Source organism: Paracoccus sp. (in: a-proteobacteria), assembly GCF_046462195.1.
Classification (GTDB): Bacteria; Pseudomonadota; Alphaproteobacteria; order Rhodobacterales; family Rhodobacteraceae; genus Paracoccus.
Genome location: NZ_JBKGUN010000227.1, coordinates 1 through 10763, shown reverse-complemented (window position 1 = coordinate 10763; position 10763 = coordinate 1). Strand labels below are relative to the sequence as shown.

Here is a 10763-nt window from a genome sequence, read left to right as displayed (position 1 = left end):
TCCGATCAACGCATGATGCGGAAACGAAACCTAAACGGAAAGCGATTCCAGCCGTGCCGACAAGGACAGAAGGTCGCTCCACGCTTCGCGCTTGGCGGCGGGATTGCGCAGCAGATAGGCGGGATGGGCCATGGGCAGGGCCGGACGCCCGAAAGCCTGCACCCACTGACCACGAAGCCGCAGAATGCCGCGCTTTCCCAAAGCCGCCTGGCAGGGGATGTTGCCCATCAGAACGATCACATCGGGCGAGGCCAGTTCGACATGACGGCGCAGGAAGGGCAGGCTCACAGCAATTTCATCCGGACTGGGGTCGCGGTTGCCCGGTGGACGCCATGTCAGCACGTTCACGATATAGAGCGCGCGTTCGGCATCGACGGCATCGCGTGCCACTCCGATGGCTGCGAACATCCGGTCCAGCAACTGACCCGCGCGGCCGACAAAGGGGCGGCCTTGGCGGTCCTCCTCGTCGCCCGGCGCCTCGCCCAGAACCAGGACGCGGGCCTTGGGATTGCCATCCGCAAAGCAGAAGTTCCGCGCCCCCTTCTTCAGTTCGATCCCATCAAACCCTTCCTGGGCTGCAGCCAGCGCCTCCAGGCTGTCCGCACCCGCCGCCAGGGCCTCGGCCTGAGCCACCCGGCTTGCCAGATCGTCATCCTCGGAAGGCTGAAGGGCAAAGGCGGGGGCCGCAGCCTTGGCAGGCGGGGGGGGCGCGGACGGTGCCCGCGCGGGCAGATCAAAGCGATCCACGGGCGTATCCAGCATCGGTATGTCCACGCCCATTTCCAGCTGCCAGTCCAGCAGCGCCAGCGCCGTTTCTGCGTCGAGCGCGATTCCCTGATATGTCGGATGATCCATCACCGGCGCAGGCTATGCCTCGGCGCGGCCCTAGTCCACCACCAGCATGTAGCCGGTGCCGCGCACGGTCTGCAGAAAGCGCGGCTCGCGCGGGTCGGGCTCGATCTTGCGGCGCAGGCGGGTGATCTGGACGTCGATGGCACGCTCTCCGTTCTCGGCCTCGTCACTGCTGCCGCGGCCGAGGTCCTCGATTAGGGCGGTGCGGCTGACAGGCTGGCCGCGGCTGGCGGCCAGACGGCGCAACAGGGCCGTTTCGGTGCCGGTCAGGTGCAGGGGGGCGTCGCCGCTCCACAATTCCCCCTTGTCGGTGTCATAGCGCAAGGCCCCCAAGGTCAGGTATTTCGGCTGTGCCACCTCGACCACGGGCACGCGACGAAGGATCGCACCAATCCGCAGCAGCAGCTCGCGCGGCTCGAAGGGCTTGGCCAGATAATCATCCGCGCCACTTTCAAGGCCGGAAATGCGGTCCTCGGTTTCGCCCTTGGCGGTCAGCAGCAGGATTGGCGTGTCGATGCGCGTGCGCAGGTCGCGGGTCAGGGCCAGGCCATCCTCGCCCGGCATCATCACGTCCATGACGATCAGGTCGAATTCCAATCCTGCCAACAGACGACGGGCCTGTGCGGCGTCCCGAGCCATGCTGACCATGAAGCCGTTCTTGCGCAGGAACCGCCCCAACAGCGCGCGGATGCGTTCGTCGTCATCGACGACCAGCAGATGAACATCGGGGGCAGCGGTCATGGGGCCTCAACGGTCTTCGGGAAGATCCTTCAACGCCTGATACTGCGCCCGCGTCTCGGGGTCCATCATCGCTTCCAGAACCTGCCGAAATCCGGCCACGGCCTGGGGACCGGTCCTCCGATAGGCCGCGCGCATCCGGGCCCGCTGCGCCTCGGACAAGCGGCGCTCCAGCTGGAGGCCGGCGGCGGTCAGGTGCAGCTGCCGTTCCCGCCGGTCGCGCCGGCCGATGCGGCTGTCGACCAGTCCATCCTCGATCAACGTGCGCAGGACACGGTTCAGCGACTGCTTGGTCACGCCCAGCACCGCCAGCAGCGAGGTAACCGTCAGCCCCGGCTCGCGGTGGATGAAATGCAGCGCGCGGTGATGGGCGCGCCCGTAATTCAGATCCGCCAGGATCAGGTCTGGATCGGCCGTGAAGGCACGATAGGCAAAGAACATGGCCTCGATCCCGCGGCGCAATTGATCGTCGGTCAGGAACAGCAGATCCTCGCCCACCATCGCCTGCACCCGCGCCTTTTCCTGCATCCCGGCCCTCGCCTTTTCCAGCCTGCCCGATATGGCAGCGTTGTTGACTTTCTACGCACCCATTGCTAGCCGTCAAGCATCTTGCGTAACAAACATGCCAAATACGCCCTGACAAACGCAAGAATCGGAAAAACGGGCGGCGGATGGAGAAAGAGATGACGGCGGCTTACGACGATCGCGACGGCAAGATCTGGATGGATGGTGAACTGGTCGACTGGCGCGATGCCAAGGTGCACATCCTGACCCACGCCCTGCACTATGCCAGTTCGGTCTTCGAAGGCGAGCGCTGCTATGACGGCAAGATCTTCAAAAGCCACGAGCATTCTCTGCGCCTGATCGAGTCCGGCCGTTTGCTGGACATGCCGATCCCTTATTCCGCCGAAGAGATCGACGCCGCCAAGGAAGCCGTGCTGAAGGCCAACGGGTTCGAGAATGCCTATGTCCGCGTGGTGGCGTGGCGCGGGTCAGGACCCGACATGGGTGTCTCGGCTGCGCGCAACCCGGTCCGCATGGCCGTCTGCGCTTGGGAATGGGGCAGCTATTACGGCGATGCCAAGTGGCAGGGCGCGAAACTGGACGTCGCCAAGTGGAAGCGTCCCAGCCCCGAAACCATTCCCACCGCCGCCAAGGCTGCCGGCCTTTACATGATCTGCACCATGTCCAAACATGCGGCCGAGGCCAAGGGCTGTTCAGACGCCCTGTTCATGGACTGGGAGGGTTATGTGGCCGAAGCGACCGGCGCCAACATCTTCTTCGTGCGTGACGGAGAGATCCATACGCCCCTAGCAGACCGCTTCCTGAACGGAATCACCCGACAGACCATCATCGAGATGCTGAAGGACAAGGGCTACACTGTTCATGAACGCCGCATCCTGCCCGACGAATTGGAAGGCTTTCAGGAATGCTGGCTGACCGGCACGGCCGCCGAGGTGACGCCGGTGGGCCAGATCGCCGACTGGCATTTCCAGGTCGGCCAGATCACCCGCGACGTGGCCGAAAGCTATGAAGCGCTGGTCCGCGCCTGAACCCGGACGAACAGGCCGCCCCACCGGGCGGCCTGTTTCATGGCTTCAGCCGAGCCGCCCGCGCGCGATGCGCAGATATTCCGCGATCTTTCGCCCCGCCTCGGTGCGTGACTGCGGGCGGGCGTGAAGACTGCGGACTGCCTTGTGCAGCCCGTCTGCCCGCTCGTGCTGCAGGAAAGCGGCCAAACGCGACATGCCGCGCGTCCGGGGTTGGTCAGCCAGATGCTTGCTCATCGGAAAAGGACCCTCCTGACTGGTGGATGCCCATCATAGGGCCGAATCGGACATTTCCCAAACCCTGTTCCGGCCGATCCTTTCAGGCCGCCTTGATGCCCTGGGCGGCAGACAGGACAGCATGCAGCGCCACGGCGTCATCATTGGCCCTCAGCTTGGCGCGCAGGTCCTGGTCGCGCAACGTCCGCGACACGAGCGCCAGCGCCTTGAGATGATCGACTCCGCTGCTTTCGGGGGCCAGCAACGCGAAGACCAGATCAACCGGCTGGCGGTCGACCGCATCGAAATCCAGCGGCTTTTCCAGACGCAGGAACAGGCCCGCCACCTTGTCCAGACCATGCAGGCGCGCATGCGGCAGCGCCACGCCCTGTCCCACGCCGGTCGGACCCAGGCTTTCGCGTTCCTGCAGGGCATCCAGCACCTCGGCCGCGCCAAGCCCGTATTCGACATGCGCCAGATCTGCCAGTTCCTGGAACAGGCGTTTCTTCGAGGTGACCTGACCCAAGGATCGGACAGCCCCGGGCCGAAGGATTTCACTGAGTAGCATTTCGTCGCATCTTTCCCAAGCTGCCCGCCCCCAACGGGATCGTCGGGGGCGGCACAGTATATCAGGCGTCATGCGCGAAGGGCATCAGCCATTTCCGCGCGGGTCGATCCAGCCCACATTGCCGTCTTCGCGGCGGTGGACGACGTTGACGCCGCCATGTTTCTCGTTGCGGAACACCAGCAGCGGGGTTCCCGACAGTTCCATCTGCATCACGGCATCACCCACCGAAAGGGTCGGGACACGCGATTCCATCTCGGCGATGATGATCGGCTGCAGGCCGCTGTCCTGCGATTCCCATTCATCCTCGTCGGCGGCCAGCACATAGCTGTCGGCTTCGCCGAAGACAACCGGCCCGGTATTGCCGTTGTGATGATCCTTGAGACGGCGCTTGTAGCGGCGCAGCTGCTTGTCCATCCGCTCGCGGCATGCCTCGAACGCGGCATAGATGTCGGCCGCCGATCCACCCGCCTGGACATTCAGGCCGGTCGACAGGTGAACCACCGCGTCGCACAGGAACTGGTGGCCGTCCTTCGAAAAGGTCACTGTCGCATCGGTGGGACGTTGGGAATATTTCTCGATCGTTTCGCCCAATTCGGATTTCACATGCGTGCTGAGCGCATCTCCGACATCGATGTGTTTTCCGCTGATGGTATAGCGCATCGTCTTTCCTCTCCGGTTGCCCGACCTGCCCTTACCGGCCCCGTTCGAAACGCCGGCAAGGGCTGGGACGGGTTTGACGGCTGCGGCAGTCCCGCACCCGCATTTATCAATTTGGTGACAGCCGATCAGTTCTGTCAACGGTATGCACAAGCCCGTGACCACGAATTCATCCGCCATCGGCAGAGGGCATCAGGCCATGCGGAAGCTTTCGCCCAGATAAACCTCGCGCACCTTTGGATCGGCCACGATCTGGTCGGTCGTTCCGGACATCAGCACATGCCCGTCGTGCAGGATATAGGCGCGGTCCACGATCCCCAGGGTCTCGCGCACGTTGTGATCAGTGATGAGCACGCCGATGCCGCGCGACTTCAGGGCGTGGACCAAGGTGCGGATTTCCCCCACGGCAATGGGATCGACTCCCGCAAAGGGTTCGTCCAGCAGCAGGAAGCTGGGATCCGAGGCCAGGCAACGCGCGATCTCGGCCCGGCGCCGTTCGCCACCGGACAGAGCCAAGGCGGGCGCATTGCGCAGATGCGTGATCGAAAAATCGCCCAGCAGTTCCTCCAGCCGGTCGCGGCGGTGGCGCGGATCGTCCAGCGCGCCTTCCAGGACGGCCATGATGTTCTGTTCGACCGTCAGGCCGCGAAAGATCGACATTTCCTGTGGCAGATACCCGATGCCCATCCGGGCGCGGCGGAACATCGGCAGACGCGTGGCATCGCGGCCATCGATCAGAACCTGTCCCGCATCCGCCGTCACCAGGCCGGCGATGCAGTAAAAGCAGGTGGTCTTGCCCGAACCGTTGGGCCCCAGCAGCGCCACGACCTCGCCCCGCTTCAGGTCGACCGATACATCGCGGATGACGGGCCGGTTGCGATAGGACTTGCGTAGCCCCCGCACCTCCAGCCCCGCCCCGTCCTGCACAGGCATGCGGCGCATCAGTTGCCGCCCGGTTGCAGGACGGACCGGACACGGCCTTGGACCTGCGCCGAACCGCTGGCCAGATCGACCGTCAGCCGCTCGCCCGACAGCACGTTGTTTCCTTGGGTCAGCAGCACGTCGCCGGTCAGGACCACGTTGCCTGCCTCGACGTCATAAACCGCTTGCTGGGCTTCGGCCGCATCCGCGCCCGACACCAGCGTGACATTCCCGCTGGCCGTCAGGGCGCTGATGCGGTTCTGCCCGCCCTGGGCATACCGGACCGTCACCTCGTCCGCGGACAAACGCATTTCCCCCTGCCCGATCACGACATTTCCGGAAAACAGCGCGCTGCCGTCGGTCTGGTTCACGGTCAGGTTGTCGGCCGCCACCTCGACCGGAGCCGAGACATCGGCTCGCATCCCCCCGAAGGTGGTGTTCTGTGCAAAAGCGGGCTGCGCGGCGGCCAGCGCCAAGGCGATCAGCAGGGGGCGATGCATCCGATGGGTCCTTGCTTGAGGTCAATGCCAATTCGTGGGGCCAGCCTGTGGGGGCCGGTCCGGTCACGGCCGGTATATCAGACGCACGCCGCCGAAAAAATTCAAGATTGCCGGTTCATCCGGCGCGTTCTCATTGGGGGCCAGCCGCATTTGCCCAGCCTCGATCCGACCGAACGGAGCTTCGGCCTCGATCCCCTCGGGCGCGATGATTTCGGCCAATGCCGTTGCCGCCTCGACCCGTCGGGTCCGAATCTGCCAGCCGGTCGAGGTGTCCATCGTGACGCCACCGTCAAGCCAGACCCGCCCGTCGGTCATGCCGCCGGATGGCGCGGCCACCTCCGCCACCAGCCCGTCGGGGCGCTGCCAGTCAAGGCGCAGGTCCTGGCCCGCTCCGCCGCCTGTCCGGGGCGCAACGCTGGCGGCGCGAAGGGCCAGTGTCGTGCCGTCCTTGGTGACGCTGCTGTATTCGGGCGCGACGATGCGTCCTTCGCGGGCGGCGGCCTCGGCATCGACCTGGGCATAAGGGATGCGCGATTCGGTGTCCGACCGGCGCGAGAACAGGAACATCGTCGACAGCATCGCCAAGGCCGCCAAAGGCAGCAGCACACGAAGCCAGCGGACGACGCGCGTGCGGTTCATCCCTAGACAAGCCCTGCGCGCAGGCAGTCGTGGATATGGAGGATTCCGCGGGGCAGGCCGTCCTCCACTGCAAAAAGGCAGGTGATCTTGCGTTCCTGCATCTGGGCCAAGGCCGCTTCGGCAAGCGCGCCGGGGGCAATGGTCCGGGGCGCGCGAGTCATGACGGCAGCCGCGTCCAGAGCCAGCAGACCCTGCATATGCCGCCGAAGGTCACCATCCGTGATGATCCCGACCAACGCGCCCGAGGCATCGACGACACCGGTGACGCCGAACCCCTTCTGGCTGATGACCAGCAATGCATCGGACATGGGCGCATCCTCGGCCACCAGGGGCATGTCGGAATGCATCAGGTCGCCCACCTTCGCCAGCAGCGCGCCCAGCTTGCCGCCGGGGTGGAAGGTGCGGAAATGTTCGGGCGTGAACTGCCGATGCTCCATCAGCGCCACCGCCAGCGCATCGCCCAGAGCCAACGTCATGGTGGTCGACGTGGTGGGCACGATCCCGTTCCCGCAGGCCTCGTCGGCCGCCGGCAGGACCAGTCCCAGATCCGCCTGCCGCATCAGGGTCGAGGACGGCCGCGCCGCCACCCCGATCAAGGGGATGCGGAAGCGTCGCGTATGCGCGATCAGATCGGCCAGTTCCGGCGTTTCGCCGCTGTTGGAAAGAACCAGTGCCAAGTCGTCCCGAGTCACCATGCCCAAGTCGCCATGGCTGGCCTCGGCAGGATGCACGAACTGTGCGGGCGTCCCGGTCGAGGCCAGCGTGGCTGCGATCTTGCGTCCGACATGGCCCGACTTGCCCATGCCGGAGACGATCACCCGTCCCTTGACCGCCAGGATCATCTCGACCGCATGGGAGAATTCCTGGCCCATGCCTTGGGCCAGCGCCTCAAGACCGGTGATCTCGGTCCGAATCACCCGTCGCGCCGTCTCGATGTAATTTGCCATGCGCGGCCCTTTCATCCTTGTTCCGACATCCGCCAAGGTCAGGGACATAGCCGCTGCCCCGGCAACAGGAACGCTAGTGCTGGAAGATGTCGTTCTCGTCGCCCCAGCCCAGCAGGTCCAGATGGGCACGCGCCGGCAGGAAGTCAAAGCAGGCTTGGGCAAGCCCCAGACGGTTCTCGCGCTTGAGCCGTTCCTCCAGCGCTTCCTTCAGCTTGTGCAGGTGCAGGACGTCGGATGCCGCGTATTCCAGTTGCGCGTCCGTCAGATCGGCCGCGCCCCAGTCACTGGTCTGCTGCTGCTTGCTGACATCCACGCTGACCAGTTCGCTGAGCAGATATTTCAGCCCGTGGCGGTCGGTGAAGGTGCGAACCAGCTTGGAGGCAATCTTGGTGCACCAGACGGGCGCAGTCACCACTCCAAAGGCATTTTCCAGCGCGGCGATGTCGAAGCGGCCAAAATGGAACAGCTTCAGGATCTTGGGATCGGTCAGAAGGCGCGTCAGGTTTGGCGCCTCGGTCTGGCCGCGGTCGATCTGGACCAGGTGCGCTTCGCCGTCGCCGGACGACAGCTGAACCAGGCAAAGGCGGTCGCGGCGCGGGTCCAGGCCCATCGTCTCGGTGTCAATGGCGACCACGGGGCCAAGCACGAGGCCATCGGGAAGGTCGTTGGGATACAGATGGATGCTCATCGTCTGTCCTGCATGGGATCGCTGTACCGCGCGCGGGTCAGCCTGTCTGGCGCCTTTCTGACCAGAAAGCGCGGCGCCTATCCAGTGAAAATCACGCGACCACATCGTGCCGCGGACAAAGAAAAACCCCCGAGCCTTGCGGCCGGGGGTGTTTCTTGGTGCCCAGGAGAGGACTCGAACCTCCACGCCTTGCGGCACACGGACCTGAACCGTGCGCGTCTACCAATTCCGCCACCTGGGCAGGTGGTGTGAGCGGCTGATTAAAGACAGTGGTGGGGGCCGTCAATGGGGGTCGAGCATCTTTTCAACAGTTTTTTGACAGGCAAGGGATTGCCCTTGCCGGGACCGGTGCCGCGACCCTGCAGCGCCTTGCCGCAGCCGCTGCGCAAGAGTAAGGATCGCACGATATTCGGCACATGAGAGGGAGGCGAGACGCCCATGGCGAAACTGGTCACGATCTTCGGCGGATCGGGATTTGTCGGCCGGCAGGTGGCCCGGCTGATGGCCAAGCAAGGCTGGCGCGTGCGGATCGCGGTGCGCCGCCCGGACGAAGCGCTGTTCACCCGCACCTATGGCGTGGTGGGCCAGGTGATGCCCGTCATGTGCAATATCCGGGACGAGATGTCGGTCCGTGCTGCGCTGACCGGTGCCGATGCCGCCGTCAACTGCGTCAACATCCTGACGGCCCAAGGCAAGAGCACCTTTCACACCGTCTTCGAACAAGGTGCCGAGAACATCGCCCGCCTGTCCGCCGAACTGGGCGTCGAGCGGATCGTCCATATCTCGGGCCTGGGCATCGATACCGAATCGGACAGCGGCTACATCGCATCCAAGTCGCGAGGCGAGGCTGCCGTGCTGGCCCATCGCCCCGACGCGGTGGTGCTGCGCCCTTCGGTGATCTTCGGGCCGGACGACAACTTCTACAACAGGTTTGCAGCCATGGCGCGGATGGCGCCGGTCCTGCCCATCGTCGGCGGTCGCACCCGCATGCAGCCCGTCTTTGTCGAGGACGTGGCACGGGCGGCGGTCTTGGGCGCGACGGGCGAGGCCGAGCCGGGCATCTATGAGCTGGGCGGCCCCGAGGTCCTGACCATGCGGCAGATCGTCAACCAGGTCCTGGGCACGGTCCATCGCCGCAAGGCCATCGTGAACCTGCCCTTTCCGGTCGCCCGGATCGGGGCCGGGGTGCTGGACTTGATGCAGACCCTGACCGGAGGCCTGTTCACCAATACCACGCTCAGCCGCGACCAGCTTGCGCTGTTGCGGACCGACAACGTGGTTTCCCCCGGGGCCCGAGGCTTCAAGGAATTGGGGATCGAGCCGATTGCCGCGGGCTCGGTCATCGACGGCTATCTTTGGCGCTTCCGCCCGTCGGGGCAATATGACGCGATCAAGCGTTCTGCAAAGAACCTGCGCGACAACTGATGGCGCAAAACACGATCGTGGCAGCCGTCCTCGGGATTCTCGAAGGGCTGACCGAATTCATTCCGGTCTCGTCGACGGGTCACATTCTTCTGGCAGGCCACTTCCTGGGATTTGAGTCACCCGCGCGATCCTTCGAGGTGCTAATCCAGTTGGGCGCGCTGCTGGCGATCCTGGGCGTCTATGCGGGGCGGATCTGGCAGATCCTGTCCGATGCGCCGCATGATCCGGCGGCACGCCGCTTCGTGACGGCGGTGCTGGTGGCCTTTCTGCCCGCAGTGGTGATCGGCGTTCTGGCGCATGACTTCATCAAGACGGTCCTGTTCGAATCGCCGATGCTGATCGCGGTCATGCTGATTCTGGGCGGACTGGTCCTGTTATGGGTGGATCGCCATGCCACCACACCGCGCCATACCCGGGCCGAGGAATTTCCGCTGTCCATGGCGCTGAAGATTGGCCTGTTCCAGTGCATGGCGATGATCCCCGGCGTGTCGCGATCGGGTGCGACAATCGTCGGGGCACTGCTTCTGGGGGCCGACAAGCGCTCGGCCGCCGAATTCTCGTTCTTTCTGGCGATGCCCACGATGTTGGGGGCGTTCTCTTATGACCTTTACAAGAACCGAGACGCTCTTGATGCGGCAGCCATCGGCAATATCGGCGTCGGCTTTCTTGCAGCCCTAATCAGCGGCATCATCGTCGTGCGCTGGCTGTTAGGGTATGTGTCCCAGCACGGATATGCGCTGTTCGCTTGGTGGCGCATTCTTGTCGGCAGCCTTATTTTGCTGGCTCTCGCAGCAGGTATGTAAGAATAGCTGACCTTTATTTTCAGGAATTTTCCCAAAAACTTCCACCTCGCCGATAAAATCTGGCAAATAGGTCAGTATAGCTGACTTTTCATTCGGAACACCTTGGCTTAATGGATTTGCGAAGGTCCTTTCAGGGAAGGTAGCGCAGCCATGGCCACGCAGAAGATGCTCAAGTTCGTTTCGACCCCGCGCGAGATGCCCGAGAAACGTCTGGCCACGGAACGCAGCGAGGACTTCCACGAGATCTATCGCGAATTTG

At 64.3% G+C, this 10763-nt stretch carries 14 protein-coding genes and 1 tRNA gene; 3 read left to right on the top strand and 12 right to left on the bottom strand.

The window, feature by feature from the left end; all coding sequences use genetic code 11:
* Positions 1-30 precede the first annotated feature (30 nt).
* From ACLHHB_RS14075 to ACLHHB_RS14065, 3 genes are read right to left on the bottom strand one after another with little or no spacing between them, the layout of a single operon-like run.
* Positions 31-855 carry a uracil-DNA glycosylase family protein gene (locus ACLHHB_RS14075; RefSeq protein WP_410218911.1) on the bottom strand — a complete coding sequence of 275 codons (825 nt, stop codon included), beginning with the start codon at positions 853-855 and terminating at the stop codon, positions 31-33.
* A 30-nt stretch (positions 856-885) separates the two neighbouring features.
* Positions 886-1593 (bottom strand): response regulator, encoded by a 708-nt coding sequence (locus ACLHHB_RS14070; protein ID WP_410218910.1) that lies wholly within the window; start codon positions 1591-1593, stop codon positions 886-888.
* Between the two features lie 6 nt (positions 1594-1599).
* On the bottom strand, positions 1600-2118 hold the full coding sequence (locus ACLHHB_RS14065; RefSeq protein ID WP_410218909.1) for a MarR family winged helix-turn-helix transcriptional regulator: 519 nt from the start codon (positions 2116-2118) through the stop codon (positions 1600-1602).
* A gap of 155 nt (positions 2119-2273) precedes the next feature.
* Between ACLHHB_RS14065 and ACLHHB_RS14060 the strand changes: the two genes are divergently transcribed.
* Positions 2274-3143: a branched-chain amino acid aminotransferase gene (locus tag ACLHHB_RS14060; protein WP_410218908.1), complete on the top strand. Its 870-nt coding sequence runs from the start codon at positions 2274-2276 to the stop codon at positions 3141-3143.
* A 45-nt stretch (positions 3144-3188) separates the two neighbouring features.
* On the opposite strand, the gene ACLHHB_RS14055 is transcribed toward ACLHHB_RS14060, so the two are convergent.
* From ACLHHB_RS14055 to ACLHHB_RS14015, 9 genes are all read right to left on the bottom strand, one after another.
* Complete coding sequence (locus tag ACLHHB_RS14055; RefSeq protein ID WP_410218907.1) at positions 3189-3377, bottom strand: hypothetical protein; 189 nt, start codon at positions 3375-3377, stop codon at positions 3189-3191.
* Between the two features lie 82 nt (positions 3378-3459).
* Entirely contained in the window at positions 3460-3924 is a 465-nt protein-coding gene (locus ACLHHB_RS14050; protein WP_410218906.1) for a PTS sugar transporter subunit IIA, read from the bottom strand.
* An 84-nt stretch (positions 3925-4008) separates the two neighbouring features.
* Positions 4009-4584, bottom strand: coding sequence for a ribosome hibernation-promoting factor, HPF/YfiA family (gene hpf, locus ACLHHB_RS14045; protein WP_410218905.1), 576 nt, complete (start codon positions 4582-4584; stop codon positions 4009-4011).
* A 189-nt stretch (positions 4585-4773) separates the two neighbouring features.
* Positions 4774-5523, bottom strand: coding sequence for an LPS export ABC transporter ATP-binding protein (lptB, locus tag ACLHHB_RS14040; protein ID WP_410218904.1), 750 nt, complete (start codon positions 5521-5523; stop codon positions 4774-4776).
* Positions 5523-6002 carry a lipopolysaccharide transport periplasmic protein LptA gene (gene lptA / locus ACLHHB_RS14035; RefSeq protein WP_410218903.1) on the bottom strand — a complete coding sequence of 160 codons (480 nt, stop codon included), beginning with the start codon at positions 6000-6002 and terminating at the stop codon, positions 5523-5525. Before lptA ends, lptB begins: the two co-directional genes overlap by 1 nt.
* A gap of 63 nt (positions 6003-6065) precedes the next feature.
* The gene (locus ACLHHB_RS14030; RefSeq protein WP_410218902.1) at positions 6066-6641 is read right to left on the bottom strand and encodes a hypothetical protein; all 576 of its coding nucleotides are present in this window, start codon (positions 6639-6641) and stop codon (positions 6066-6068) included.
* Between the two features lie 2 nt (positions 6642-6643).
* Positions 6644-7588, bottom strand: coding sequence for an SIS domain-containing protein (locus ACLHHB_RS14025; protein ID WP_410218901.1), 945 nt, complete (start codon positions 7586-7588; stop codon positions 6644-6646).
* 73 nt (positions 7589-7661) lie between these two features.
* Positions 7662-8276: a ribonuclease D gene (locus tag ACLHHB_RS14020; protein ID WP_410218900.1), complete on the bottom strand. Its 615-nt coding sequence runs from the start codon at positions 8274-8276 to the stop codon at positions 7662-7664.
* Positions 8277-8432: 156 nt separating this feature from the next.
* Positions 8433-8517, bottom strand: a tRNA-Leu gene (locus ACLHHB_RS14015).
* A 197-nt stretch (positions 8518-8714) separates the two neighbouring features.
* On the opposite strand from ACLHHB_RS14015, the gene ACLHHB_RS14010 reads away from it, so the two are divergent.
* Both ACLHHB_RS14010 and ACLHHB_RS14005 read left to right on the top strand, forming a co-directional pair.
* Positions 8715-9701 carry a complex I NDUFA9 subunit family protein gene (locus ACLHHB_RS14010; protein ID WP_410218899.1) on the top strand — a complete coding sequence of 329 codons (987 nt, stop codon included), beginning with the start codon at positions 8715-8717 and terminating at the stop codon, positions 9699-9701.
* Complete coding sequence (locus ACLHHB_RS14005; protein ID WP_410218898.1) at positions 9701-10504, top strand: undecaprenyl-diphosphate phosphatase; 804 nt, start codon at positions 9701-9703, stop codon at positions 10502-10504. The genes ACLHHB_RS14010 and ACLHHB_RS14005 overlap by 1 nt, the downstream gene beginning before the upstream one ends.
* Positions 10505-10763 lie beyond the last annotated feature (259 nt).